A 25593-nucleotide genomic window follows, 5' to 3' on the forward strand; every position below is an offset into this window, starting at 1 on the left:
AGTTTCGGGGAACTGAATGCAGGAGACCGGTGTATTCATCAGCCCGCTCGCCGATGGGGGGGTCTGGCGGGGTGCCCTGCTCTGGGCCATTGCCCTTTACATCCCCTTGAGTGCACCTCTGGCAGCGTTCGAAACCAGCCTGGCGGATAGCCCCCTGCCGCAGCTGTGGCGCCAGATTGTGCTGGTGACCAGCAGTCTCCTGCTGGCGCTGGTGGTGGGATTGGTCACCCAACTGGTTGCCAGCTGGGCCCTGGGTCCAGGCTGGGCCTCCAGCCTGGCGGCGATCGCTATCGGCTGGAGTCTGCTGTTGGTTGCCTTCAATCGCCAGGATTAACGCTCAATTGCCAGCCAGTGGATCAGCAGCGAATTCTTCAGGCACTTGATTGCCGTCCTCGGGGGGCTTGCCTTTCAGAACGATGCGTAGCAACACAGGCGCCAGGAAGGTAGTCCCGATCACCATTAAAAGAATCGCCGCCTCAAGGCTGGGGCTGAGCAAACCGGAGGCTGTTCCCAGTCCCAAGAAAATCAGGCCGACTTCGCCGCGGGGCATCATCCCAAGACCCACCACCAATTTGTTGGTCTTTTCCTTGCTGAAGATGGCCCAGCCGGCAGCCACCTTGCCGATGATCGCCACCACAAAAAGAAAGGCTGCTACCACCAGGGCAGAACGGGCACCGGGGTCAGAGGGATTGATCACCGAAAGATCCATACCGGCACCCACCAGCACAAAGAAAACGGTGGCGAACAGGCCAACGATGGGGGTGACCGCCGCCTGAATCTCATGGCGGTGCTTGGACGTGCTGGCAATCAAACCAGCAGCAAAGGCCCCAAGGGCGGCTTCCAAACCGATGGCGGACGCCACAAAACAGCTGACAGCGAGAAGCAGATAGGAACCAATCAGTTTGGCGCCAGGAGCCTTGAGTTGATCAATCATCCAATCAAAAGCCGGTGCCGCCTTCTGGCTCAACAACAGGGCAACCACCACGAACAGCACCGCCGCCACCACCAACTGCACGATGGGTCCAATCTCCAGACTTCCACCGGCTCCCAAGGACACCACAATGGCCAGGATGACGATGCCGAGGATGTCGTCGAGCACGGCAGCTCCGATCACGATCTGACCCTCCCGAGTGCGCAGATAACCCAGTTCACCAAAAACACTGGCGGTGATGCCGATGCTGGTAGCCGTCATCGAGGCACCCGCAAAGATCGCTGGGATCGCATCCACATGGAAGATCCCCATCAGTCCTAGCGTGCCGAGGGCGAAGGGCAGCACCACACCCACCACGGCAACACTGAAGGCCTGGGCCCCCACCGCCATCAGTTCCTCCAGCTCGCTTTCGAGACCGGTGAGGAACAGCAGGGAGTAGAGACCCAACGTGGCCACCGCCTGCAGGGCTCCGAAGCTCTCGTTGTAGAGAGCTGGGATTTCGTCCACCGGAACGTGCGACAGGCCGGAGACCAGCTCTGAAAAAGCTCCGGAAAGTTGCACCTGGGTCTCCGGCGGCACCAGAAGATGCAGACCCGAAGCACCGATTAGCACCCCAGCAAGAAGCTCACCAAGAATTGTGGGCAGCTCGAACCTCACGAGCACCTCCGCGAGGGAGCGGGCCGCCACAAAAATCAGCATGAAGCGAAGGACGCCGATCAGCGTTTCCGCCAATTCGAGGTCATGGCTGCTGATTTCGCTCAGCAGGGTGGGCAGCAGCATCAAGCCGGGCGTTATTCACGCCGAACCTTAATGGTGAATCCGCCGACGAACTGTTCGCTGGACGATCCCAATTGACCGGGAATGCTGTAGAAGCACGCTTTTTTGCAGGCAGCCCCAGTTGTGATCGCTACGGTCCGGGTAATTCATCGAGTTGGGCTCCGAGCACCCCTGGCCTGACGGTGATTCCACGCTCCTTGGCTCGCTGCCCCCCCATGACCACGTCCCAACCGTTCGATCTGCGTCTGCCGACCCCCGGCTGTTACAACGACCCCGAACGCGCCGGGCTGGATGCCAAGAGCGTGTTCGACGGCATGACCGAGCACCTTTTCTTCACGCTCGGCAAGCTCGCTCCCACCGCCAGCCGCCATGACCTCTACATGGCCCTGAGCTATGCGGTGCGCGACCGCTTGATGATGCGATATCTCGCCACCACCGAAGCGATGCGGGCCCGCCCGCAGAAATCGGTGGCCTACCTGTCGGCGGAATTCCTGATCGGCCCGCAGCTCCACAGCAACCTGCTGAACCTGGGGATCCAGAAGGAGGCCGAGGAGGCACTAAAGAATTTCGGCATCGAGTCGTTGCAGCAAATCCTTGATGTGGAGGAGGAACCGGGTCTGGGCAACGGCGGTCTCGGTCGCCTGGCGGCTTGCTATATGGAGTCGCTGGCGAGCCTGAAGATCCCGGCCACCGGTTACGGCATCCGCTACGAATTCGGCATCTTCGACCAGCTGATCCGCGATGGCTGGCAGGTGGAGATCACCGACAAATGGCTCAAGGGTGGCTGGCCCTGGGAACTGCCCCAGCCCGATGAGGCCTGCTTCGTCGGCTTCGGTGGCCGCACAGAGAGCTATATCGATGACAAGGGCAACTACCGCTCGCGCTGGATCCCAGCGGAACACGCGATTGGCATCCCTCATGACGTACCGGTGCTGGGCTACCGGGTCAACATCTGCGATCGGCTGCGACTCTGGCGTGCCGATGCCACCGAAAGCTTCGACTTCTATGCCTTCAACATCGGCGACTACTACGGCGCCGTTGAGGAAAAGGTGGGCAGCGAAACGCTCTCCAAGGTTCTGTATCCCAACGACGGCACCGACGAAGGTCGGCGGCTGCGCCTGAAGCAGCAGCACTTCTTCGTCAGCTGCTCACTGCAGGACATGCTGCGCAGCCTCGATAACCGAGGACTGGCCGTCGAAGACTTCGCCAACTACTGGACTGTTCAGCTCAACGACACCCATCCAGCCATCGCCGTTGCGGAGTTGATGCGACTGCTGATCGACGATCGGCATCTGGAGTGGGATAAGGCCTGGGACATCACCTCCCGATCCGTGGCTTACACCAACCACACCCTGCTGCCAGAAGCACTGGAGAAGTGGGATCTCAACCTGTTCAGCAGCTTGCTGCCCCGCCACCTGGAGCTTATCTACGAGATCAACCGCCGCTTCCTGCAGCAAGTGCGACTGCGCTATCCCGGCAACGACGCGATCCAGCGCAAGCTCTCGATCATCGATGAAGAAGGCAGCAAAGCCGTGCGCATGGCGCACCTGGCAACAATCGGCGCGCACCACGTCAATGGTGTGGCGGCTCTCCACTCCGATCTGGTGAAAACCGACCTACTACCGGAGTTCGCAGCGCTCTGGCCGGAGAAGTTCACCAACGTCACCAATGGCGTCACCCCGCGGCGCTGGGTCGCCCTGGCCAACCCCGAGATGTCTGCCCTGCTGGATGAGCACGTGGGACCAGACTGGATCTCCAACATGGAGAACCTGCGGAAGCTGGAGGAAAGGCAGAACGACAATGGCTTCCTCGAGCTTTGGGGCAACACCAAGCTGTCGGTGAAACGCAAGCTGGCCTCCTACATCCACCGCAACACAGGCGTGCTCGTTGATCCCGCCAGCCTGTTCGACGTGCAGGTAAAGCGCATCCACGAATACAAGCGCCAGCACCTCAATGCACTGCAGGTGATTACCCAGTACCTGCGGATCAAGAACGGCCAGACCGAGGGCATGGCGCCTCGCACTGTGATCTTCGGAGGCAAGGCCGCTCCCGGTTACTACATGGCGAAGCTGATCATCCGCTTCATCAACGGCATTGCCGACACCATCAACGCAGACCCCGACATGGATGGCCTGCTGCGGGTGGTCTTCCTGCCGGACTACAACGTGAAGCTGGGCGAGCAGGTCTACCCCGCCTCCGACCTGTCTGAACAAATTTCCACTGCCGGCAAGGAAGCCTCAGGCACCGGCAACATGAAGTTCGCCATGAATGGTGCCCTCACCATTGGCACCCTCGATGGAGCCAATGTGGAAATCCGAGACCTCGTTGGTGCCGAGAACTTCTTCCTGTTCGGCAAGACCGTGGAGGAGATCACAGCCTTGAAGCAAGGTGGCTACCGCCCAAGCGACGTGGTCGCCGCGCTGCCTGAACTGCAAGAGGCCCTGCGGCTGATCGAGATGGGCCACTTCAGCAACGGCGACGGCGAGCTATTCCGCCCTCTGCTCGACAACCTCACCGGCAACGACCCCTTCTACGTGATGGCCGACTACGCCGACTACCTCCGGGCCCAGGAGGCAGTCAGCCATGCCTGGAGCGACCGGATGCACTGGAATCGAATGTCGCTGCTGAACACGGCTCGCACAGGGTTCTTCTCCTCCGACCGATCCATCAGTGAGTACTGCAACAACATCTGGGCCGTGGATCCACTCAACGTGGAGATCACCTGCGACGTTCGCTGAAAACAGCCAAAAAAGAAGCCCTGGAGTCTTCTCCAGGGCTCTTATCGGACATCGAGTGTCAGTTCCGATCAGGTAAATCCGGAGTCTGGTGCAACAGGCGATTGAGCCTCAGACGGTCAACATTCAACGGGTCAGGAGCCAACTCACCGGCCAGCTCGCGGAACTTCTGTTCAATTTCTTCGGGAACGCGCACATCAAAGACCCGTTCCATCAAGGCCTCAATCGAGAACAGATGGGCGTTGATGTTCTCCAGATCAGCGATGGCCTGCTGGAGACCATCACCTGATTCCTCAGGGAGAGGCGCTCCAGTTGCTGCAGGCTTTGATGCTGCTGCATCTGCTGTCTGACGGGACCCGTGCTGCTTTTGCAGATCCTCCAGAACGCGTCCGGACAAGGTGCGGAACGACTGGAGAGCGGCCCAGTTGAGCTCCTGTTGTTGACGAAGCGTCGGGGACTCCCGGATCAACCGGTCATGCTCCCGGTAAAACCGTTGGCAATCCGGGCACTGGCAGGGCTCTTCCGGCAATGCAGTCCCTCGCGGTCACTTCCCACTATGCCACTGATCAAGCCGCCTGAGGCCCCAAACCCTCCTCAGCCTGAGGACCATCCTCACCAGCAGTGTCGGGCAGAGGGATCTCAATGGACGACACCACACCAATTACATCCCGCAGCCGCATCGAATCGGCGAACCAACCCATGGCCTGTTCCGTGTCTCCGCGCCGTTCCGCGTCACTGGCCTGGTCTTCGTGGGCCTCCGCCAGGAGAGCCAGCCAACACAGGCAGCGGGCCTGCACCACGGATAAGTCCAGATCCGTAGGCTGGGATTCAGCAATCCGCTCACTTTCCTGCTGCACCAGCAGCCGTAAACGAAGATCGTGAAGCTGGGTCATTGCACCCAAACCCGGTTGCATCAACCCTAGCGGTGGTGGGCAAAATGTGAAGCCCACTACATGTAGTGTCAGCTACAAAGGACATTTTCAACGCACTCCGAATCGCTCGATTCTCAGATGCGAAAAGGCGCGAGAACGATCAACAGCTCAATAAAGATGTAAAGAGAGGAGCTCACTCAGCAATTAAGACTTCAAAATGAACAGCACAAAAGAGGGGGCTTCAAATCGAGGTTCTACCCTGCATTAAATCGACTTGAATGAAATGACAATTCTACTTAGCACTATGATTAGCAGCACGAAGACCAAGCATAGACTCACCACATGGAAGGGTTCGGAACAAAAAACCCAGAGAACAACAAGCGACAGAGATATCAGAAATCGAAGCAGAGCATCAATGAATTAACCAGTCACGCCCTCAAGGCCTATCAAAACAAAGACATTAATGGTGCGCGAAGGAGCTGCAGACTCATTCTCACAAATCAACCCCAAAACGCACCCATTCTGGGATTTTTAGCAATTATTGAAAAGCAGCTGGGAAATTTCAAAGAATCTTACAGGCTATTCAAAAAATCGCTAGCGATTAGTCCCAATAACCCCGACACACATCACAACTTTGCAGGCCTTTTAGCAGAGGAAGAAGTTGAAGAAGCCTTAGAGCACTCAAGAATCGCAACAAGCCTAGATCCCGAAAATAGCGAATTCCTAGCACGGCTTGGCTACGTCTACTGGAAATCAGGAGACATTCTCAATGGCATCAAAGTCTCGAAACAAGCAATTAATTACAACCCAAAACTCACGGGAGCGTTAGTGAATATTGGATGCATGATGCTTGAACAAGGAAATACAAAAGAGGCCGAAGCATACACCCAAAAAGCACTATCGACTCAACCTTCAGAGATACAAGCCTTAATCAACCTGAGCGGAATCAAGAAAAACGGGAATGACCTTGAAATGGCAATATTTTATGCAGAAAAAGCAGTAAAAATCGAGCCGAACAACTCTCAATGTTTAATCAATCTAGCGCGTATTCTAAAAGACTCCAACAAGCTTGAAGAGTCTCTTGCATTTGCCAAACAAGCCCTAAGGATTGACTCAAGCAATTCAAACTCTTGTGTAACAGCATCAAGCATTCATCGTTCACTCGGGAACCGAACAGAAAGCCAAAGACTACTCAAGAAAGCTCTTCGACTCGACTCAGAAAACTTAGAAGCCATCTATGAATCAAGTACAACACTTGAAAACCCGTTAGATGCCAAGAAGCTTCTCAACACCATTCAAGATTTGACGAAAAAATATACTCACCAATCAGACCTTATTTTAATTGAGTTCGCGCTTTCGAACTGTTTCCACAGCCTGAATAAATTCGAACAGTCCGAACAACATCTGATCAATGCAAATCTAAAAAAAATAGATCTTCATAAATCCGAAATAGACTATCACATTAATAATATCAACGAAAACCTGAATAACCATGTCTCAAAATCACTACCAATCCCTACTCACGATAGCAAGCGCATTTTTATCGTAGGAGTCCCACGCTGCGGGTCTTCGCTGTTAGAAAATATTTTAAGTACCAATCCACAAGTGCAAGCTCTTGGAGAAACTAATGCCTTAACACTGGCTCTTTCAAACTTCAAAAGCGAACAACTCACTGAAACCAAAATGATAGAGTCTCTATATCTAAAATTTGCCAAACACCGAGGAAAAGGCTCTAACTTCACCGTTGATAAAAATTTGTACAATTTCCGGTGGATTGGAGAGATCTTATCCACCATCCCAAATGCACAAATAATTCATTGCAGCAGAGATCCAAGAGATAATGTTTTATCAATGCTCAGAAGCAATTTGACCACAGGGAATAACTACACCTCAAGCGCATTTGACTCGGCACTTTTGATTGTTGAGCAAGAGAAAGCAATTAGGAAGTGGAAAAAAATTTACAATGACTGCATATACTCTTTAAATTATGATTCCTTGGTGCGTTCGCCAAAGCAAACGATAATTCCACTAATTAATTGGCTAAAATTGGAATGGAACGAGAATTACATTAATCCGCATTTAAACAAAAGAGGTATAAACACAAGAAGTGATACTGAAATAAAAAAGCCTATTCATCCAAAGTCAGTAGGTGGCTGGGTCAATTACAAAAGCATTCTTGAACCAGCCATAGCGATTTTTAAGACAAGTGGATTGTATGAACTTAGCTAAAATTTATACGCTGAAATTCAATATCTAATTGAAAAAGCAGGGCTGGCGGGACTCGAACCCACGACCTACGGTTTAGGAAACCGTTGCTCTATCCAGCTGAGCTACAGCCCCTCGTTAGGAATTATGCATGGCAAGGCATGATGGGTTCTGAAAGCAGGCGAGGTGGTTGCGGCCGATCTCTTTGAGTGTCGGCTGAGGAAAGTCCGGGCTCCCTTATGGCCAGGCTTGCTGGGTAACGCCCAGTGCGGGTGACCGTGAGGAGAGTGCCACAGAAACACACCGCCGATGGCCGGTTCGCCGGCACAGGCAAGGGTGCAAAGGTGCGGTAAGAGCGCACCAGCAGCATCGAGAGGTGCTGGCTCGGTAAACCCCGGCTGGGAGCAAGGCCAAGGAACGAAGGCTGGCCATTGGCCCCGTTCCGCTTGAACGCGCCGCTTGAGGCCGTCGGTAACGGCGGTCCCAGATAGATAGCCACCCACCCTCTGCAGACAACCTCTGTGGTGGCGTGAACAGAACCCGGCTTATGTCCTGCTTTCAACCCCTTATCAGCGTTGCTCAGGAGTGCCTGTGGATTCATCCCGCGCCGCAGAGCTCACCGGCCTGATCCAGCGCCTGCACGCTGAGATCCCGATCGAAGCGGAGTTACTGGTCCAGGTGGACCAAGCTCTCACCCACGTGTCGACCGGTCGCGCCCGCAACCTCGAACGGCTGGAGTTTCTCGGGGATGCGGTGCTGCGGCTTGCCGCCACCGAATTCATTGACCGCAACCACCCCCATCTCGCGGTGGGGACCTGCTCCAACCTGCGGGCCCAGCTCGTCAGCGACCGCTGGCTAGCGGAGGTGGGTGCAACGCTTTCCATCGAGACACATCTGCTGCTGGGGCGACACGCCGAAGGGGATCGTTCCGCTCAGGCCAGGCTGCGGGCCGATGCCACCGAGGCGCTGATCGGAGCCTTGTATACCGCCCTTGGCGACCTGCAGGCGATTCATCGCTGGCTCACTCCCCACTGGCGTGTCACAGCCGAAGCGGTACTGGCCACCCCCCATCAATACAACGGCAAAACAGCCCTGCAGGAGTGGAGCCAGGGCCTCGGCCTGGGACTACCCCACTACGTCACCGAGGAATGCAGCCTCCAGCACGGCGACCCCGAACGCTTCCTCTGCCGGGTGAGCGTCAGCAACAAAGAGCTGGCCGAGGCCAAGGGCCGCTCCCGCAAGGAGGCCGAACAAAACGCAGCGGTAGCCGCACTTCAAAGTCTGGAGGGCAGGGACGCACCACAGGCATCGCAATGACGGGCATCCTTGCGGTGCCCCTGCCGTCCGCACTTGCCACAGGTCAGATCCACACCTCGCTGCTGGTGATGCCGCACCCCCGACACGGTCAAGATCCCAGTGGGGATGGCAATGATTCCGAAACCCAGCATCATCACCGCTGAGGCCAGCAGCCGCCCCAGCTCCGTCTGGGGAACCACGTCGCCGTAACCAACAGTGGTCATGGTCACGATCGCCCAATAAACGCCGCTCGCCACCGTCTGGAACTGGGAGTCCGGCCGGGCGCTCTCGATCACAAAGATGCTGTAGCCGAGCACCACTTGCAGCAGAAAGACAAAGAACAGGAAGACGCCAATGGTGCGGGCACTGCCCCGCAGCGCCTGACCCAGCACGCGGGCCTCATCAATGAACTTGAGCAGCTTGAACACCCGCAGGATGCGGCCGAACTTGAACACCCACAGCAACAGCTCGCTGCGCACCTGTGGCACGAAGAAGAACAGCACCGCTGAGGCGTCAATCAATCCGGTGAAGCTGAACAAATAGCGCCGGGGCTTCTCCACCAAGGCCAGATGCAGCACGAAATCCGCCGCAAACACCGCAAGACAAACGTTTTGAACCAGATCGATCCAAAGCACATTCGTCTGGCGTAGGGCTGAGTTGCCCAAGGGGTCGGGCTCCAGCAGCAACGCCAGAACGCTCAACAGAATTGCCCCGAAAATGACGGCGTTATAGGCCTTGCCCGCTGGGGTACTGGCTTCCAGCACCGTGGCCCGCAGGCGTTGTCGCAGGCTGCGGTCTGCGTTCATCGCCCTAGGCCGGCTGAAGGTCTTTCAAACGCAAGGTCACCAACTTGTCCCAGTTACCGCCCTCAAACAAAACAGCTGCACGGTCACCGCTGATCCGCTGCACGAAGCCGGTGTAGCCGTTGTAAATCGAGGTGGCATCAGCCACGGTCACCGTGGAGCCAGGAAGGATCGGAGCAGGTGCAGACGCCATGGCTCGGTCGCGGACGGATCTGGCGCCATTATCGGCAGAGTGTGCTGCGGATGGCATGGCAGAAAGCGACGACTGGCTGAGCGTCGGCAAAATCGTGGGGGTCCAAGGGCTGCAGGGGGAACTGCGGGTCAACCCCGCCAGTGATTTCCCAGAGCGCTTCACGGCACCGGGGCCCCGATGGCTGCGCAGCCGCCAAGGGGGTGAGCCCACGGAAATCCAGCTCAAAAAAGGCCGGCAACTGCCGGGCAAGTCGCTATTCGTGGTGCGGTTGGAAGGAATCGATAATCGCAGCGCCGCCCAGGCTCTAGTGGGACAGGAGCTGCTGGTGGCGGGAGACGATCGGCCTGAGCTGGCGGAGGGGGAATTTCACCTGCTCGATCTAGTCGGGCTGGAGGCACGGCTCACAGCTGATGGCCCAGCCATCGGCACGGTGACCGACCTCATCAGCGGCGGCAACGATCTGCTCGAAATCAAAACCGCCGATGGACGCAAGCTTCTGATTCCATTCGTGGACGCGATCGTTCCGGAGGTGCAGCTCGAGGACGGCTGGCTGCTCATTACCCCGCCGCCGGGCCTGCTGGAGCTCTAATGCGAATCCATCACCTCCAGGGCATCGACAGAAGCCCCTGAGGCAAGCGAATCTGGGTCACCGCCTTCAGGACGAGATGGCCGCCACACCGCTGATTCCTGTGATCCTCTGCGGAGGAACCGGCACGCGCCTGTGGCCGCTGTCACGAGCGAGTTATCCCAAGCAGTACTGGCCGTTAAGTGGTGACGGCGAAGCGACGCTGCTGCAACAGACCCAGCAACGCCTCAATGGTCTGGAGGCCCTCGCGGCTCCGCTGTTGCTCTGCAACGAAGATCACCGCTTCATCGTGGCCGAACAAATGCGGCAGATCGGGGTCGAGCCGAACGCGATCCTTCTGGAGCCGATGGGCCGCAACACCGCCCCCGCCGTGACGGTGGCTGCACTGCAGGCCACGGCCAACGGCGACGACCCCCTACTGCTGGTGCTGGCGGCGGATCACCTGATCCGCGATGCCGCCCAATTCCGCCGGGCCATCGACGCAGGACGCAAACCGGCCGAGGAGGGGCGCCTGGTGACCTTCGGCATCGTGCCGACAGCACCAGAAACCGGCTATGGCTACATCGAGGCCAGCGAACCGTTCTCGCTCAATGGACCCGAGCATGTGCCGATCAAGCGGTTTGTGGAGAAGCCCGACCAAGCAACGGCAGAACAATTCCTGGCCACCGGCCGCTTCACCTGGAACAGCGGCATGTTCTTGTTCCGGGCCAGCGCCATGCTGGCGGAACTGGAGCGGCTGGCCCCGGAGGTGGTGAGCTGCTGCCGCGCGGCTCTTGAGCAGGACACTGCTGACCTGGAATTCCATCGGCTGGAACGGGAGGCCTTTGCCAAGTGCCCCAACGTGGCCATTGATGTGGCAGTGATGGAAAAAACGGAACTGGGCAGTGTGCTGCCGCTGGATGCGGGCTGGAGCGATGTCGGCAGCTGGAGTGCCCTTTGGGAAACCTCAGAACAACGTGATTCCCAGGGGAATGTGCTGCAGGGCCACGTGATCTCCGAAGGCAGCCGCAACTGCTACCTGCGCAGCGAACACCGCTTGGTGGTGGGGCTGGGGGTTGAAAACCTCGTGGTGGTGGAAACCGACGATGCCGTGTTGATTGCGGATCGCTCCAAGGCCCAGGAGATCAAGACGGTGGTGAAGCAGCTGGAGGCAGCTGGCAGCCCCGAGGGCAAGGCCCACCGCAAGATCTATCGCCCCTGGGGCCATTACACGGGCGTCACCGAAGGGACCCGTTGGCAGGTGAAACGGATCTCAGTGAAACCCGGCGCCAGCCTCTCGCTGCAGATGCACCACCACCGTGCCGAGCACTGGGTTGTGGTCAAAGGCACGGCCCTGGTGGAGCGCGACGGCACCGAGCAGCTGGTGGGAGAAAACCAGAGCACCTACATCCCCATGGGCTGCAAACACCGCCTGTCCAACCCCGGTCGGATCCCGGTGGAGCTGATTGAGGTGCAAAGCGGGGAGTATCTCGGTGAAGACGACATCGTGCGCTTCCAGGACCGCTACGGCCGTAGCGACCTCAGCATCAGTACCAGCTGAGGCTTATTCCACCGTGACGCTCTTGGCCAAATTGCGGGGTTGATCCACATCCAGGCCGCGATGGGCGGCGATGTGATAACTCAGCAACTGCATCGGCACCACCGTGAGCAAAGGGCTGAGCCACTCGCTTACAGAAGGCACCGGCAGCAGTTCATCAAACAAATCGGTATCGGGCCCTTGGGGCGCCACACCGATCAGCTGTGCATCGCGGGCCTTGGCTTCCTGAGCGTTGCTGAGCACCTTTTCGAACACCACACCGGGCACGGCGATCGACACCACTGGCACCCGGGAATCCAGCAGGGCGATCGGCCCATGCTTCATCTCACCCGCCGGGTAACCCTCGGCATGGATGTAGCTGATTTCCTTCAGTTTCAACGCTCCTTCCAGAGCAATCGGGTAGTTGATGCCCCGGCCCAGGAAAATCACATCCTGAGTGTCGGCAAAGCGGTGGGCCAGGGCCTCCGAGCGCTGATCATGCAGATCCACCAACTGACGCAGCTGCTGAGGCAAGGTCCGCAATTCATCCGCCAAAGCTTTGATCTCAGCCGCTGAGCGTGCGCCACGACGTGCAGCAAAAGCCATGGCCAAGCCATAGAAAGCCAAAAGCTGGCCTAGGAAGGTCTTGGTGGCGGCCACGCCGACCTCGATACCGGCCCCGATATCGAGAATGTGCGGCACCTGACGCGACAGGGAGCTTTCCGGACGGTTGGTCACCCCCAGTTGGCGGGGGGCAAAGGCCGGATCCCCATGGGCCAGACGCCGCTCCGCCTCCATGGCCAGGGCGGCCAGGGTGTCTGCCGTTTCACCGGACTGGGTGACGCCAATGGTGAGGGTGTGGGGAGCCAGCGGCGGCGGGGCGTAACGGAATTCACTGGCGTAATGCACCGATGTGGGTATTCCTGCGAACTGCTCCAGCAGGTAGGCCCCCACCATCGCGGCGTGGCGGCTGGTGCCGCAGGCCAGGATCTGAATCCGCTCGATCCCTGCGTAGAAGGCATCGTCCATCGGCAGCGCCACCGGCTGCTCAGTCGCCAGCCCCTGGGGCAGATGGCGGGCCACCCACAGCTCCGCGGTTTCCGGTTGCTCATGGATTTCCTTGAGCATGAAGTGGCGGAACTCGCGTTTGTCCGCCACATGATCCACGCCGCTGAGCTGGGTGGGCATGCGTTGCTGGCGCACCCCTGCGGCGTCGTAAAGCTCAACGCCAAGGGGTGAGAGCAAGGCCACCTCGCCGTCTTCCATCGGCAAGATCGTGCGGGTGAAACCTGCTAAGGCCGGTGTGTCGCTGGCACAGAGGAATTCCCCTTCACCCAAGCCGATCAAGAGAGGTGCCGCCTTGCGAGCCACCACAAGTGCACCCGGCGCCTGATTCCAGATCACCGCCAGGGCATAGGCCCCTTGCAACTTGGGCAGCACCCGCTGCAGAGCCTCCAACAAAAGACCACCGCCTGGGGTGCCGCCCCCTGCTTGCAGCTGCTGAAGCTCCACAGCAAGAAGATGAGGAATTACCTCGGTGTCCGTCTCCGACTGAAACACCACCCCTGAAGCCTGCAGCTGCTCCCGCAGGGAACGGTGATTCTCAATGATCCCATTCTGCACCACGGCCACAGCCCCATCACTGCTGCGGTGCGGATGGGCATTGCGCTCCTCCGGTTTGCCGTGGGTGGCCCAGCGGGTATGGCCGATGCCGCATTGCCCGGGAGCCCCTTGAGCTTCCACAAAGGCGGTGAGGTTGCGCAGCTTGCCCTTGGCCCGCAGACAGGTCAGCACCCCTGGAGCGTCAACCGTCGCAATCCCGGCGGAGTCGTAACCGCGGTACTCCAGCTGACGAAGTCCCTCCAGAAGCTGGGGTGCCGCTTCTCGGGAGCCCACCAGGGCAACGATTCCGCACATACAAAAAAAGCCCGGCTGAAGCCGGGCAGAGCTTATGAGGTGAAACGGTTGAAATCAGTAAGCCAGGCCCATGGAGCGGGTCGTCTCATCTCCGAGATAGACGCGGATGCTCAGGAAGTCGGTAGGGCAGGCAGTTTCGCAGCGCTTGCAACCCACACAGTCTTCGGTGCGCGGCGATGAAGCGATCTGGCCGGCCTTACAGCCGTCCCAGGGGACCATCTCAAGCACGTCGAGAGGGCAGGCACGCACGCACTGGGTGCAACCGATGCAGGTGTCGTAGATCTTGACGGCGTGGGACATGTGCCCGATTCATACGAAGGCTTGAAGCAAACGTACCCCTCCCTGGGAAGTCCTTGGCCATGCCGTCACCGTTGTTAACGGCGGGGGCACTTCGCGAGGTGATCCCTGAGGGCGTGCCCGTAAGATGCAGCGTCCCGTTGCCACGGCTATGTCCCAGGAAGCGATCCTCGAGAAGGTCCGTTCGATCGTTGCGGAGCAACTGAGTGTTGACTCCGGCGAAGTGAAGCCTGAATCCAACTTCCAGAACGATTTGGGTGCTGATTCTCTGGACACCGTGGAACTCGTGATGGCCCTAGAAGAGGCCTTCGACATCGAGATTCCCGACGAAGCTGCTGAAGGCATCACCACTGTTGGCGACGCCGTCAAATACATCGAAGACAAGCAAGCCTGAAGAACGCAATGGTGGATGGTCTCCATCGCGTCGTCATTACCGGCCTCGGCGCGGTCACACCGATCGGCAACACGGTTCAGGATTACTGGAACGGCCTCACCTCCGGCAGCAACGGAGTAGAGGCCATCACCCTGTTCGATGCATCTGAGCACGCCTGTCGCTTTGCGGCGGAGGTCAAGGATTTCGATCCGACAGGTTTCATCGAACCGAAGGAAGCCAAGCGCTGGGATCGGTTCTGCAAGTTCGGCGTGGTGGCAGCCAAGCAGGCTGTGGCCCATGCCGGCCTTGACATCAACGACGCGAATGCGGATCGGATCGGCACGATCATCGGCTCCGGCGTCGGCGGACTGCTGACGATGGAAACCCAAGCCCACGTGCTCGAGGGCCGCGGACCGGGACGGGTGAGCCCGTTCACCGTGCCAATGATGATCCCCAATATGGCCACAGGTTTAGCGGCGATTGCCCTGGGCACCAAAGGCCCCAGCTCTGCCGTGGCCACGGCCTGCGCCGCCGGCTCCAATGCTGTTGGCGATGCCTTCCGGTTGCTGCAGCTGGGCAAGGCGGACGCAATGGTCTGCGGTGGTGCCGAATCGGCGATCACACCCCTAGGGGTGGCCGGCTTCGCCAGCGCCAAGGCCCTGTCGTTTCGCAATGACGATCCGGCCACGGCCAGCCGTCCGTTCGACAAGGAGCGGGATGGCTTTGTGATCGGTGAAGGTGCTGGCGTGCTGGTGCTCGAAACGCTCGAGCACGCCCAAGCCCGTGGTGCCACGATCCTCGGCGAAGTGGTGGGCTACGGCATGACCTGCGATGCCCACCACATCACCTCACCCACGCCCGGCGGCGTCGGGGGAGCTGAAGCGATGCGCCTGGCCCTGGCCGATGGCGGGATCGATGCTTCGGAAATCGACTATGTCAACGCCCACGGCACCAGCACCCCGGCGAACGACAAGAACGAGACCTCGGCGATCAAGAGCGCACTGGGCGACCGTGCGCTGCAGATTCCCGTGAGCTCCACCAAATCGATGACCGGTCACCTGCTGGGTGGCTCCGGCGGCATCGAAGCCGTGGCCTGCGTGCTGGCGTTGCAACACGGCGTCGTGCCCCCCACGATCAACCACACCACCCCGGATCCCGACTGTGATCTGGATGTCGTGCCGAATACGGCTCGAGATCAGACACTGGGAACCGTCTTGTCCAACTCCTTCGGTTTCGGCGGCCACAACGTCTGCCTGGCCTTCAAACGCGCCAGCTGAGCCTTCCCGCTCACGCCGTGCGTCAAAATCGCTCCAACTTTCCCTACTAACACCATGGTCGCTGCGCCCGCGTCACTCGACACGCTCTGCATCAACAGCATTCGGATGCTGGCTGTCGACGCCATCAACAAGTCCAACAGCGGCCACCCCGGCCTACCGATGGGCTGCGCACCCATGGGTTATGCGCTCTGGGACAAATTCCTGAAGCACAACCCCAAGAATCCCAAGTGGTTCAACCGCGACCGCTTCGTGCTGTCGGCTGGCCACGGCTGCATGCTGCTCTATGCGCTGCTGCACCTCACCGGCTACGACTCGGTGACCATCGACGACATCAAGCAGTTCCGCCAATGGGGCTCCAAGACTCCCGGTCACCCCGAAACCTTCGAAACCCCTGGTGTTGAAGTGACCACCGGCCCTCTGGGCGCCGGCATCTCCAACGCAGTGGGTCTGGCCATCGCTGAATCCCACCTGGCAGCCAAGTTCAACAAGGCTGACGCCACCGTGGTGGATCACTACACCTATGTGGTGATGGGTGATGGCTGTAACCAAGAAGGTGTCTCTTCCGAAGCTGCCTCCCTGGCTGGTCACCTCAAGCTTGGCAAGCTGATCGCCCTGTACGACGACAACAGCATCACCATCGACGGCCGCACCGATGTGTCCTTCACCGAGGACGTTCTGAAGCGCTACGAGGCCTACGGCTGGCACGTGCAGCACGTGGCCGAGGGCAACACCGATGTGGATGCCATTGCTAAGGCGATCGAAGCCGCCAAGGCAGTGACCGACAAGCCGTCGATAATCAAGGTGACCACCACCATCGGCTATGGCTCCCCCAACAAAGCCGACACCGCCGGTGTTCACGGTGCTGCTCTGGGTGAAGAGGAAGCAACCCTGACCCGTCAGAAGCTGGGTTGGGACTACGCCCCCTTCGAAATCCCCCAGGACGCCTACGACCAGTTCCGCAAAGCAATCGACCGCGGCGCCAGCCTCGAAGCCGAGTGGAATCAGACACTGGCCACTTACCGCACCAAGTACCCCACTGAAGCCGCCGAGTTCGAGCGGATGCTGCGCGGCGAGCTGCCCGAGGGTTGGGACAAGGACCTGCCCACATACACCCCGGAAGACGGTGGCCTGGCCACCCGTAAGCACTCCCAGATCTGCCTGGGTGCATTAGGTCCCAACCTGCCCGAGCTGATCGGCGGCTCCGCTGACCTCACCCATTCCAACTACACGGACATCAAGGGTGAAACCGGCTCTTACCAGGCCAGCAGCCCTGAGAAGCGCTACCTGCACTTTGGTGTGCGCGAGCACGCCATGGCCGCCATCCTCAACGGCATCGCTTATCACAACAGTGGTTTGATCCCCTACGGCGGAACCTTCCTGGTGTTCGCCGACTACATGCGGGGCTCGATGCGCCTGTCTGCCCTGAGCATGCTGGGTGTGATCTACGTACTCACCCACGACTCCATCGGCGTCGGCGAAGACGGCCCCACCCACCAGCCGATCGAAACCATCCCATCTCTCAGAGCAATGCCCGGGATGTTGGTGTTCCGTCCTGGCGATGGCAACGAGACCAGCGGTGCCTACAAGGTGGCGATCCAAAACCGAAATCGCCCCAGCTCCCTTTGCCTCAGCCGCCAAGGCATGGCCAACCAGGCCAACTCCTCGATCGACAAGGTGGCCCTGGGCGGTTATGTGCTCGAGGAGTGCGCTGGAACCCCTGATCTGATCTTGATCGGCACCGGCACCGAGCTCGACCTCTGCGTGCAGGCCGCCAAGCAGCTCACCGCAGAGGGCAAGAAGGTTCGAGTGGTGTCGATGCCCTGCGTCGAACTGTTCGACGAGCAAACCGATGCCTACAAGGAAGAGGTGCTCCCCAACGCAGTGCGCAAGCGCATGGTGGTGGAAGCGGCTGAGTCCTTCGGCTGGCACCGTTTCATCGGCCTCGATGGCGACAGCGTCACCATGAACCGCTTCGGTGCTTCCGCCCCAGGGGGCACCTGCCTTAAGGAATTTGGATTTACAGTAGAGAATGTTGTAACGCAAGCAAAAGCATTGCTGTCCTAAACAACGCTAAATTCAAATTCAAAACACAGGGAGCCAGGAGGCTCCCTTTTTTTTCCAATCAATTCAATGACATTCAATTCAAACTCCAAGCTTTTGATCACAGGAGGCACGGGGAGCTTTGGCAAGGAATTCATTAAAACAATCCTGGAAAACCATCCTGACATTCAGAGGATTGTCGTTTACAGCAGAGATGAGCTGAAGCAATGGGAACTTCAAAAGCAATACCCTCCAGAAAAATTCAAGCAATTAAGATTTTTCCTGGGCGACGTACGTGATCAATCAAGACTCAGAAGAGCACTAGAAGGCATAGATACAGTCATACATGCGGCAGCACTAAAGCAAGTGCCAGCGGCCGAATACAATCCAATGGAGTTCGTCAAAACGAACGTACTAGGCGCAGAAAATATTATTCAAGCCTGCCTAGATACGGAGGTAAAAAGAGTAGTGGCACTTAGCACCGACAAAGCAGCTGCTCCAATCAATCTATATGGAGCCACAAAGTTATGCTCAGACAAACTATTCGTAGCAGCAAATAATATTAAAGGAACCAGAGGGCTGCGTTTTTCAGTCGTGAGGTATGGAAATGTGATGGGATCCAGGGGATCCGTAATCCCATTTTTTCTTGATAAAACAAAAACCGGTACGCTTCCAATCACAGACACAAGAATGACGAGATTCAACATATCACTAACCGAAGGAGTAGAGATGGTGCTATGGGCACTAAGGAATGCTATTGGAGGAGAAGTATTTGTGCCCAAGATACCAAGCTACCGAATTATTGATGTAGCCGAAGCAATCGGACCTAATTGCAAAAAAGAAAATATTGGAATAAGGCCTGGCGAAAAGATTCACGAAGAAATGATCACAGCATCAGATAGTTTTTCAACAATAGATCTTGGCCAATATTACGCAATTCTTCCAAGCGATGGATCGGCCAATGGTCAATATAGCAATAGTGGCAAAGCAATCAAAGCGGTTGAACCTGGATTTGCATATAATTCCGGGAGCAATCCTGAGTTCCTGACAGTTGAGCAAATTCGAGATTTAATTCGCAAGCATGTTGATCCAACATTTCAGCCAACCTGAATCCGCAAATGCCTGAATCTTTTATTCCATATGGTCGCCAGACAATTACTGAAGAAGACATCAGTGCTGTGGTTGAAACTCTACGGAGCCCTTTTCTGACACAGGGACCAGCGGTACCAGCATTTGAACGAGAACTGTCGAGAGTATGTGGCTGCAACCATTCCGTTGCATTTAATAGTGCAACAAGTGCGTTACATGCATCGTGCCTAGCCCTGGGTTTAGGTCCAGGAGATCGACTGTGGACCAGTCCAGTGTCATTTGTAGCAAGTGCGAACTGCGCTTTGTACTGCGGCGCTGAAGTTGATTTTGTCGACATAGAAAGCAATACTGGATTAATGGATATTGTGAACTTAAAGCAAAAACTGCGTGAAGCAAAGCAAAAAGGGAAACTTCCCAAAATACTTGTACCTGTCCATCTCGCAGGAACAAGTTGTCCAATGCGGGAAATAGCTGAATTAGCAGATGAATATGGTTTCAAAATTTTAGAAGATGCAAGTCATGCAGTTGGAGCTTCCTATGGAGGGTCTCCAGTTGGTTCATGTCAGTTCAGTAGCATTACAGTATTTAGTTTTCACCCTGTAAAGATAATAACCACAGGAGAAGGTGGCGCGTCACTTACAAACGATCCGGTCCTACGCAATCGTCTGGAATCAATTAGATGCCATGGGATAAATCGGAATAACTTTGAATCAGAGTCACCAGGACCATGGTATTACGAGCAACAAAGCATTGGATACAACTATCGACTTACGGATATGCAAGCAAGTTTAGGACTTAGTCAAATTAAGCGTTTACCTACAATCATTAATCGAAGACGCGAACTGGCTCGTCGGTATCGGGATAAGTTGAGCGAATCTTCTGCTTCCCTACTAAAAGAACCAAATAATTGTGAAAGCTCTTATCATCTTGCGATTCTGAGAATTCCTCATGCGACGCCAAACCAGCATCGCCTGATCTTTGAAGACATGCGTAACGAAGGGATTGGAGTACAACTTCATTATTGGCCAATTCCCCTACAGCCATATTATAGAAAACTAGGCTTTTCTGAAGGTCAATTTCCAAAAGCCGAGCAATATGCACTGACATGTTTCAGCATGCCCTTGTTTCCAGATATGTCAAATAATGATCAGGATCGCGTGATTCATGCATTACACAAATTATTAAATAAGCATGGCCTAAGTCGCTCGCTGGAGGAGAATTAGCATGAATATATGTATAATTCCAGCGCGTGGCGGAAGCAAACGAATTCCAAATAAAAATATTCGGCTTTTCCGAGGACAACCAATTCTTGCATGGTCAATTCAGGCAGCTAAAGAGGCCGATTGCTTTGATTCTATTGTGGTCAGCACAGACGATCAAAATATTGCAGATATTGCCCAAAAGTATGGGGCAGAGGTACCTTTCTTGAGACCTGCTGAGTTGTCCGATGACTTTACACTTACCAAAGAAGTCATCCAACACGCAATAAAGTTTCTTGGTTTAAACGACAGTATCAATGATTCTGTCTGCTGTCTTTACGCTACAGCGCCGTTTACACAGGCTGGTGATTTAAAAAAGTCAAGAGATTTATTAAGTTCCTCCAGCATCAATACAACAGTATTTACAGCTACATCATTTCCATTTCCAGTTCAGCGAGCGATTCGCATTGATAGCGAGGGTTATTCACAAGCTATAGATAGCTCCGCGGCAGCATGCCGAAGCCAAGACCTTGAGCCACTTTTTCATGATGCTGGTCAATTTTATTGGGCCAAAGTATCAACCTGGGGGGAAAATACAAATATTTTCGATACCGGTCTTCCCTTGATATTACCTCGTTGGCGAGTTCAAGATATAGATACAGAAGAAGATTGGACACGCGCCGAATTAATGCATGCCACATTATTCCCTAGTCATGAAAAAATGGAAAAATGACCGCAGATTTGCAAACAACGATAATCAAGTCATAAGCTGATGAAACAGATAATTATCCGTTGCGACGCTTCAAACCTAATCGGAACTGGCCATGTGATGCGCTGTCGAACTCTCGCACGTCGATTACGCCAACGAGACGCTGATATTACATTTATCTGCAGATGCCAGGATGGTGACTTAATAACACTGTTAGAGGAAGAATTTAAGGTCTTAACCCTATCTCATCAAAAAATATCCAAGAATATAGACAATAAAAACCGACCATCAAAAAATCAAGAGCTATATAATACTTGGCTAGGGTGCACCCAAGAGATAGATGCAATGCAGACAATACAAGCTTTGCGAGACAATATCAAGACAAACGTTCAATGGCTGATAGTAGATCATTATGGCATTGGTAAAGAGTGGGAATTATGCTTACGCAACTATCTTCAGAAACAAGAGCCACTATTCCGGATTCTTGTAATTGATGACCTTGCAAATAGATGTCACGATGCCGACATAATTTTAGACCAAAATTTATCGGATGACGCCACTGAAAGTCGCTACCAAGAGCTAGTAACTAGCTCTTGCTTAAAACTGATTGGACCCCAATATGCATTGATGAATCCAGAATATGCAGCCCTTAGGGAGCTAACTCCCAATCGAAACGACTTACAACGAATACTAATATTTTTCGGGGGAATAGACAATTTTGGATTGACATTCAAGACCCTAAGGGCTTTAAACACTGCCCGCTTTTCTCATTTAGCAATCGACATTGTCGTTAGCATGAAGTCTCTTAACTACTCTGACGTCGTAAAGCTAGCTGATCAACGACCAAAAACTACCATCTATTCCTCTCTCCCGAGCCTTGCATGCTTGATGGTTAGAGCGGATTTGGCAATTGGTGCCGGTGGAACAACAACATGGGAACGTGCCTGCCTGCGCCTACCAACATTTATTGTGTCAGTTGCAGAGAATCAAATAGCGGCAAGCAAAGCATTGGATAAGTATGGTTTTATAAAATTTCTTGGAACGCACAAAAATGTAGATGAAACTGATATTTCAAGTGCAGTCGATTCGTGGGAAAATAAGAAAATGGCATTTGTATCTGGGGAGTACCTTACGGACGGTTATGGTGCTGATCGTATTGCAATAGCTTTAACAGGCTACAGCAATGCTATTTATTTACGCGATACCAATACTTCTGATGAAGCACTCTTATTACGTTGGGCAAATGATTCGTCGGTACGAGCAGTGAGCTTAAATAGAAATAACATCAGTATGGAGCAACACCATTCGTGGTTTGAGAACAGCTTATTAAATCCTGATCGCATTCATTTGATAGCAGTTACTAGAGACAATGCACCTATTGGTCAGATCCGATTTGATCGCTTGCCAGACAGCTCCTCAGTACGTCTGAGCTTTTCCTTAGACAAGGCGGTTCGTGGACAAGGGCTAGCAGTTCCATTTATCCGAGCAGCGCTAAATGCTCTTCAACAGCGCTGGGGAGATGATATAGAGGTGTTTGCAGAAGTTTTGTCAGAGAATCATGCCAGCCAAGCCTGCTTTGCACGCTCCCGTTTTCAGCAAAAGCCAAGTGAGGTGGTTGGCCTGACCATCTGGCAATGGCATCCGATGCAAGACCCGTAAATCTGTCATGATTGGGTAATAGGTTCGTCAAAGGCCCAAGGATGAGCATCTCCATTGCAGGTCGTTCCATTGGGTGCGAGCAGCCACCTTTTGTGATTGCTGAAATGAGTGGCAATCACAATCAGAGTCTTGATCGTGCTCTGGAGATCGTTGAAGCTGCTGCACATGCAGGAGCCCATGCCATCAAACTACAGACATATACAGCCGACACTATGACATTAGCTGTCCGAGGAGGAAGCTTTGAGATCAAGGACTCCAACTCACTTTGGGCCGGTCGTAATCTTCATGAGTTATATCAACAGGCGCACACACCTTGGGATTGGCATGAGCCAATTCTGCGGAGAGCGAACCAACTCGGATTAATCTGCTTTAGCTCTCCTTTTGATGAAAGCGCCGTTGATTTCTTAAATGAACTTGGTGTTCCTGCATTTAAGATTGCCAGTTTTGAAAACAATCATCTGCCTTTAATCGCAAAAGCAGCTTCTACTGGCAAACCATTAATTATTTCAACTGGAATGGCTACCCTGGCAGAACTAGAGTTAGCAGTTAACACTGCGAGAGAGGCTGGATGCAGCCAATTGGTCCTACTTAAATGTACAAGTACCTACCCTGCAACACCCGTGAACACAAATATTTCAACGATTCCTCATCTACGCCAATTATTTAATGTGGAGGTTGGATTGAGCGACCACACAATGGGAGTTGGAGCAGCAGTAGCTTCTGTAGCTTTGGGAGCTTCAGTAATTGAAAAGCACTTCACATTATCAAGAAGTGATGGTGGTGTCGACAGCGCTTTTTCTTTAGAACCAGGGGAGCTCTCTTCTCTTGTGGTTGAATCAAAACGAGCTTGGCAGTCACTTGGAGAGATTCGTTACGGCCCAACCGAAGTCGAGCAGAAAAGCCTGATGTTCAGGCGATCAATCTACGTATCAGAAGACATTAATAAAGGTGATAAATTTACAAAAAAGAATCTTCGCATTGTACGCCCAGGAGATGGACTGCAACCCCCCTTTCTCGAAGATTTGCTTGGAAAAACCTCACGGAAAGACCTTAAACGAGGCAAACCTCTTAAAATCGAGGATATTATTTAATTAGCAGTCACAAAATGAATCGCAGATTACTTGTTCAGGCATCAAACAGAATCACGGCCACATTAAATACATATAAAAAATATCGCATTGATTTCCTAAGAGAACTAGACTCAAAAAAATACAACTTTGTAGACAAAAAATATGGAAATGAAGCATACGAATCATATAAAGATAACCAGCTATATGGAAATGGTTCACTTTACAGGTATGCACACCAGCTCGAAGCCGACAAAGATTTACATGTATTAATCCCCCATGGCTTTGCTCCAGGAAGCGTTGTTTGGTCAAAGGAATTACTAGCACGCCTGCCAATTGCATGCTTTTCAGATTACGTCAAATTAAAATATAGCAGAGTCGCTAATAAATATAATATCAAGGTAGAGCTATTTTCAAGTATCCATCCGTTCAAATCATTGCTTGAGAAAGTCGATATAATTACAGAATCAATACGAGATAACGATTCTTCTTTTATGGAAGAAGCCATATATTTTCCACTACATTCTACGAAAGCAGTAGCTGCAAGCATTCATGCCTCTATTGACAAAGCCAAATCTAAACTAGAAATTCTTCGCACAAAATACAATCATATCAACCTATGTATTTACTATATTGACTATCTTAACTTAGTAAAAGCTGGTCAATGGGAATCTTATAGTTCTGAATTCAATAAAGTTTATTGCTGTGGAAGCAGATATGAGCCAGCCTTCTTAGTCAATTTGGCCTTGATCTTAAAAGATCACAAATGCTTAATAACAGAAGGACTTGGAAGTCATATATTTTTTGGATCGATGGCTAAAATAGATTTGCATCTATTAAAACTTGATCAATCGAATAACTCATATGCATTCAACGATTCTTCCAAAAGCATTAGAAATGATCATAAAGCAAGGCAGAGTAATATCGACGCATTGGCAGAACTTCATCATATTCTCGACAATCAAGAAGAAAATAGAGAAATTATTATAAATAGATATATAAACCACTTCCTTACCAAAGATGAGCAAAAAGATGAAAAAAAATATATTGGGACAGGTAAAAGCGAGTTGCATCAGGCTTTTTTGCCTGAGTTTGACTCTAAAATGTACCCATTAATCTATTAGATTATAGATTAGTTGCATGACTAATCAAAGTAGAAAGTGCTTCTTCCATAGAAGTAAGTGGATAGACCTGTTGCTCTAATAATTTGGTTAGCAAACCATTGGATAATCTCGACTCACGCACTTCATAGTAAGGTTGATCAGAAACGGTAGAGATATTTGGAAAAATATTTAATTTATTCATCAAAGATACAAGATCGATCGCGCTAAAACTTAAGCCGGAACATACATTTATGCAAGGAGGTAGTTCTGAATGCTTTATCAGTCCAATTAGAATTTGACAAAAATCTTTTGCGAAGAGATAATCTCTTTTTTGCTGACCATTTCCTCTCAAGGAAACAATATATCCCTCCTTAGCGCTATACAGTAGAGCATTTATCAATCCCTTCCGTCGAAACATATTCTGAGTAATACCAAATGGGTTTGAAATTCGAAGAGCACAATATTGACAACCAACAATCTTTGAGTAATGGTAAAATATATCTTCTAGAAGCATATTTCGCTTTCCATAAATTGACAATGGTGCCAATAACGATTCTTCGTGATGGGGAATTACAGAGCTATAACTATCCCCATAGATCGCTCCAGCAGAGCTAAAGAAAAAAAGTTTTCGAAGAGAGCTAGTACTAACGGAGGACAAAGATTCGAAGAAACCACGAAGTTGAGACATGTGGGTTATTAAATCATCTGCTGGATTTAATTCAGATTTAAGGATATCTGTAGAGCCAGCCATATAAATAATACATGTTACTCGATCAATTTTTTCGGAATATAGATTAAACATACTTGCATCACATATAAATCTTGTTTCATTTGGGATAGGGCTCCACTGAAAGGAGCTTGACACAGTAATTATTTCTTCGCCAATCTCAACAAGCGAGCTTGAAAGGATGCTACCTAAGTAACCTCCAGCACCGATCAGTAATATCAT

Annotated in this window: 23 protein-coding genes, 1 tRNA gene and 1 other RNA gene; 16 read left to right on the forward strand and 9 right to left on the reverse strand. The window is 53.5% G+C overall.

Features of this window, described 5'->3' with window-relative positions; translation table 11 throughout:
* Positions 1-16 precede the first annotated feature (16 nt).
* A complete protein-coding gene (locus FZZ92_RS09715) occupies positions 17-334 on the forward strand; it encodes a hypothetical protein (protein WP_226398764.1) in 318 nt (105 codons plus the stop codon).
* 3 nt (positions 335-337) lie between these two features.
* On the opposite strand, the gene FZZ92_RS09720 is transcribed toward FZZ92_RS09715, so the two are convergent.
* A complete protein-coding gene (locus FZZ92_RS09720) occupies positions 338-1711 on the reverse strand; it encodes a cation:proton antiporter (RefSeq protein ID WP_226423110.1) in 1374 nt (457 codons plus the stop codon).
* A gap of 212 nt (positions 1712-1923) precedes the next feature.
* Here FZZ92_RS09720 and FZZ92_RS09725 point away from each other — a divergent pair, with 212 nt between their 5' ends.
* Positions 1924-4446 (forward strand): glycogen/starch/alpha-glucan phosphorylase, encoded by a 2523-nt coding sequence (locus tag FZZ92_RS09725; protein ID WP_226398766.1) that lies wholly within the window; start codon positions 1924-1926, stop codon positions 4444-4446.
* Positions 4447-4504: 58 nt separating this feature from the next.
* On the opposite strand, the gene FZZ92_RS09730 is transcribed toward FZZ92_RS09725, so the two are convergent.
* Positions 4505-4972 carry a hypothetical protein gene (locus tag FZZ92_RS09730; RefSeq protein ID WP_226423111.1) on the reverse strand — a complete coding sequence of 156 codons (468 nt, stop codon included), beginning with the start codon at positions 4970-4972 and terminating at the stop codon, positions 4505-4507.
* Positions 4973-5009: 37 nt separating this feature from the next.
* Positions 5010-5336 (reverse strand): hypothetical protein, encoded by a 327-nt coding sequence (locus FZZ92_RS09735; protein ID WP_226423112.1) that lies wholly within the window; start codon positions 5334-5336, stop codon positions 5010-5012.
* A 321-nt stretch (positions 5337-5657) separates the two neighbouring features.
* On the opposite strand from FZZ92_RS09735, the gene FZZ92_RS09740 reads away from it, so the two are divergent.
* Complete coding sequence (locus FZZ92_RS09740; RefSeq protein WP_226423113.1) at positions 5658-7544, forward strand: tetratricopeptide repeat-containing sulfotransferase family protein; 1887 nt, start codon at positions 5658-5660, stop codon at positions 7542-7544.
* Between the two features lie 37 nt (positions 7545-7581).
* Here the strand turns inward: FZZ92_RS09740 and FZZ92_RS09745 are convergent.
* A tRNA-Arg gene (locus tag FZZ92_RS09745) sits at positions 7582-7655 on the reverse strand.
* Positions 7656-7693: 38 nt separating this feature from the next.
* On the opposite strand from FZZ92_RS09745, the gene rnpB reads away from it, so the two are divergent.
* Positions 7694-8084, forward strand: an RNA gene (rnpB, locus tag FZZ92_RS09750) — RNase P RNA component class A.
* 27 nt (positions 8085-8111) lie between these two features.
* Entirely contained in the window at positions 8112-8837 is a 726-nt protein-coding gene (gene rnc, locus FZZ92_RS09755) for a ribonuclease III (protein ID WP_226423114.1), read from the forward strand.
* Here rnc and FZZ92_RS09760 read toward each other — a convergent pair.
* Positions 8795-9622, reverse strand: coding sequence for an ion transporter (locus tag FZZ92_RS09760; protein WP_226423115.1), 828 nt, complete (start codon positions 9620-9622; stop codon positions 8795-8797). The two genes, rnc and FZZ92_RS09760, sit on opposite strands and share 43 nt — an antisense overlap.
* A gap of 4 nt (positions 9623-9626) precedes the next feature.
* Complete coding sequence (locus tag FZZ92_RS09765; RefSeq protein ID WP_115024823.1) at positions 9627-9812, reverse strand: NAD(P)H dehydrogenase subunit NdhS; 186 nt, start codon at positions 9810-9812, stop codon at positions 9627-9629.
* Positions 9813-9867: 55 nt separating this feature from the next.
* On the opposite strand from FZZ92_RS09765, the gene rimM reads away from it, so the two are divergent.
* The gene (rimM, locus tag FZZ92_RS09770; protein ID WP_226423150.1) at positions 9868-10401 is read left to right on the forward strand and encodes a ribosome maturation factor RimM; all 534 of its coding nucleotides are present in this window, start codon (positions 9868-9870) and stop codon (positions 10399-10401) included.
* A 76-nt stretch (positions 10402-10477) separates the two neighbouring features.
* Positions 10478-11938 (forward strand): mannose-1-phosphate guanylyltransferase/mannose-6-phosphate isomerase, encoded by a 1461-nt coding sequence (locus FZZ92_RS09775; RefSeq protein WP_226423116.1) that lies wholly within the window; start codon positions 10478-10480, stop codon positions 11936-11938.
* Positions 11939-11941: 3 nt separating this feature from the next.
* Here the strand turns inward: FZZ92_RS09775 and glmS are convergent, their stop codons facing one another.
* Complete coding sequence (gene glmS / locus FZZ92_RS09780; RefSeq protein WP_226423117.1) at positions 11942-13831, reverse strand: glutamine--fructose-6-phosphate transaminase (isomerizing); 1890 nt, start codon at positions 13829-13831, stop codon at positions 11942-11944.
* 54 nt (positions 13832-13885) lie between these two features.
* Complete coding sequence (gene psaC / locus FZZ92_RS09785) at positions 13886-14131, reverse strand: photosystem I iron-sulfur center protein PsaC (RefSeq protein ID WP_006850103.1); 246 nt, start codon at positions 14129-14131, stop codon at positions 13886-13888.
* Positions 14132-14279: 148 nt separating this feature from the next.
* Between psaC and acpP the strand changes: the two genes are divergently transcribed.
* From acpP to FZZ92_RS09830, 9 genes are all read left to right on the forward strand, one after another.
* On the forward strand, positions 14280-14522 hold the full coding sequence (acpP, locus tag FZZ92_RS09790; protein WP_011363161.1) for an acyl carrier protein: 243 nt from the start codon (positions 14280-14282) through the stop codon (positions 14520-14522).
* 8 nt (positions 14523-14530) lie between these two features.
* Positions 14531-15778, forward strand: a complete 1248-nt coding sequence (gene fabF / locus FZZ92_RS09795; protein WP_115024827.1) for a beta-ketoacyl-ACP synthase II — start codon at positions 14531-14533, stop codon at positions 15776-15778.
* A gap of 54 nt (positions 15779-15832) precedes the next feature.
* Positions 15833-17842 (forward strand): transketolase, encoded by a 2010-nt coding sequence (tkt, locus tag FZZ92_RS09800; protein WP_226423118.1) that lies wholly within the window; start codon positions 15833-15835, stop codon positions 17840-17842.
* 66 nt (positions 17843-17908) lie between these two features.
* On the forward strand, positions 17909-18928 hold the full coding sequence (gene pseB, locus FZZ92_RS09805) for a UDP-N-acetylglucosamine 4,6-dehydratase (inverting) (RefSeq protein ID WP_226423119.1): 1020 nt from the start codon (positions 17909-17911) through the stop codon (positions 18926-18928).
* Positions 18929-18936: 8 nt separating this feature from the next.
* Positions 18937-20130 (forward strand): UDP-4-amino-4,6-dideoxy-N-acetyl-beta-L-altrosamine transaminase, encoded by a 1194-nt coding sequence (gene pseC / locus FZZ92_RS09810; RefSeq protein ID WP_226423120.1) that lies wholly within the window; start codon positions 18937-18939, stop codon positions 20128-20130.
* A gap of 1 nt (position 20131) precedes the next feature.
* Complete coding sequence (pseF, locus tag FZZ92_RS09815; protein WP_226423121.1) at positions 20132-20839, forward strand: pseudaminic acid cytidylyltransferase; 708 nt, start codon at positions 20132-20134, stop codon at positions 20837-20839.
* A 39-nt stretch (positions 20840-20878) separates the two neighbouring features.
* Positions 20879-22474, forward strand: a complete 1596-nt coding sequence (gene pseG, locus FZZ92_RS09820) for a UDP-2,4-diacetamido-2,4,6-trideoxy-beta-L-altropyranose hydrolase (protein ID WP_226423122.1) — start codon at positions 20879-20881, stop codon at positions 22472-22474.
* A 41-nt stretch (positions 22475-22515) separates the two neighbouring features.
* Positions 22516-23565, forward strand: a complete 1050-nt coding sequence (gene pseI / locus FZZ92_RS09825) for a pseudaminic acid synthase (RefSeq protein ID WP_226423123.1) — start codon at positions 22516-22518, stop codon at positions 23563-23565.
* A gap of 14 nt (positions 23566-23579) precedes the next feature.
* Entirely contained in the window at positions 23580-24665 is a 1086-nt protein-coding gene (locus FZZ92_RS09830; protein WP_226423124.1) for a hypothetical protein, read from the forward strand.
* Position 24666: 1 nt separating this feature from the next.
* Here the strand turns inward: FZZ92_RS09830 and FZZ92_RS09835 are convergent, their stop codons facing one another.
* The gene (locus tag FZZ92_RS09835; protein ID WP_226423125.1) at positions 24667-25593 is read right to left on the reverse strand and encodes an NAD-dependent epimerase/dehydratase family protein; all 927 of its coding nucleotides are present in this window, start codon (positions 25591-25593) and stop codon (positions 24667-24669) included.

This window comes from Synechococcus sp. MU1611 (genome assembly GCF_020514255.1).
In the GTDB taxonomy this organism is placed as follows: domain Bacteria; phylum Cyanobacteriota; class Cyanobacteriia; order PCC-6307; family Cyanobiaceae; genus Parasynechococcus.

Bases quoted from the DNA above. Each gene is read 5' to 3' on its own strand.
- FZZ92_RS09760 (WP_226423115.1), bottom strand. From the start codon at position 9,622: ATGAACGCAGACCGCAGCCTGCGACAACGCCTGCGGGCCACGGTGCTG.
- FZZ92_RS09835 (WP_226423125.1), bottom strand. From the start codon at position 25,593: ATGATATTACTGATCGGTGCTGGAGGTTACTTAGGTAGCATCCTTTCA.
- tkt (WP_226423118.1), top strand. From the start codon at position 15,833: ATGGTCGCTGCGCCCGCGTCACTCGACACGCTCTGCATCAACAGCATT.
- FZZ92_RS09830 (WP_226423124.1), top strand. From the start codon at position 23,580: ATGAATCGCAGATTACTTGTTCAGGCATCAAACAGAATCACGGCCACA.
- FZZ92_RS09735 (WP_226423112.1), bottom strand. From the start codon at position 5,336: ATGACCCAGCTTCACGATCTTCGTTTACGGCTGCTGGTGCAGCAGGAA.
- FZZ92_RS09725 (WP_226398766.1), top strand. From the start codon at position 1,924: ATGACCACGTCCCAACCGTTCGATCTGCGTCTGCCGACCCCCGGCTGT.
- FZZ92_RS09740 (WP_226423113.1), top strand. From the start codon at position 5,658: ATGGAAGGGTTCGGAACAAAAAACCCAGAGAACAACAAGCGACAGAGA.
- pseF (WP_226423121.1), top strand. From the start codon at position 20,132: ATGAATATATGTATAATTCCAGCGCGTGGCGGAAGCAAACGAATTCCA.
- glmS (WP_226423117.1), bottom strand. From the start codon at position 13,831: ATGTGCGGAATCGTTGCCCTGGTGGGCTCCCGAGAAGCGGCACCCCAG.
- rimM (WP_226423150.1), top strand. From the start codon at position 9,868: ATGGCAGAAAGCGACGACTGGCTGAGCGTCGGCAAAATCGTGGGGGTC.
- FZZ92_RS09720 (WP_226423110.1), bottom strand. From the start codon at position 1,711: ATGCTGCTGCCCACCCTGCTGAGCGAAATCAGCAGCCATGACCTCGAA.
- FZZ92_RS09715 (WP_226398764.1), top strand. From the start codon at position 17: ATGCAGGAGACCGGTGTATTCATCAGCCCGCTCGCCGATGGGGGGGTC.
- pseB (WP_226423119.1), top strand. From the start codon at position 17,909: ATGACATTCAATTCAAACTCCAAGCTTTTGATCACAGGAGGCACGGGG.
- psaC (WP_006850103.1), bottom strand. From the start codon at position 14,131: ATGTCCCACGCCGTCAAGATCTACGACACCTGCATCGGTTGCACCCAG.
- pseC (WP_226423120.1), top strand. From the start codon at position 18,937: ATGCCTGAATCTTTTATTCCATATGGTCGCCAGACAATTACTGAAGAA.
- fabF (WP_115024827.1), top strand. From the start codon at position 14,531: ATGGTGGATGGTCTCCATCGCGTCGTCATTACCGGCCTCGGCGCGGTC.
- FZZ92_RS09765 (WP_115024823.1), bottom strand. From the start codon at position 9,812: ATGGCGTCTGCACCTGCTCCGATCCTTCCTGGCTCCACGGTGACCGTG.
- pseG (WP_226423122.1), top strand. From the start codon at position 20,879: ATGAAACAGATAATTATCCGTTGCGACGCTTCAAACCTAATCGGAACT.
- FZZ92_RS09775 (WP_226423116.1), top strand. From the start codon at position 10,478: ATGGCCGCCACACCGCTGATTCCTGTGATCCTCTGCGGAGGAACCGGC.
- acpP (WP_011363161.1), top strand. From the start codon at position 14,280: ATGTCCCAGGAAGCGATCCTCGAGAAGGTCCGTTCGATCGTTGCGGAG.
- pseI (WP_226423123.1), top strand. From the start codon at position 22,516: ATGAGCATCTCCATTGCAGGTCGTTCCATTGGGTGCGAGCAGCCACCT.